This window comes from Roseomonas sp. KE2513 (assembly GCF_016107305.1).
Lineage (GTDB): Bacteria > Pseudomonadota > Alphaproteobacteria > Acetobacterales > Acetobacteraceae > Roseomonas.
The window spans coordinates 1-205 of record NZ_RCVR01000224.1; the positions used below are offsets into that span (position 1 = coordinate 1).

Sequence of the window (205 nt, forward strand, 5' to 3'; positions counted from 1 at the left end):
TGATCTTGCCGTTGAGCCGCTCGATCGGGTTCGTGCTGTGGAGCTTGGCCCGGTGCGCGACGGGGAAGGCCATGGAGGCGAGGACGTCCTTCCCGGCACCGTCCATGAGGGAGGAGCGCTTCGGGACCTTCGGTCGCAGCGGGTCGGCCACGGTGCGCCATTGCCGCTTCGCGCCCTCAGCATCGGCCTCCGCGCAGGCCGTCCC

At 70.7% G+C, this 205-nt stretch carries 1 protein-coding gene; it reads right to left on the reverse strand.

Annotated features, from left to right (window positions below; genetic code table 11):
* Positions 1-205, reverse strand: a 205-nt coding sequence (locus D9599_RS31030; RefSeq protein ID WP_198385177.1) for a transposase, incomplete at both ends; no start/stop codon positions are given.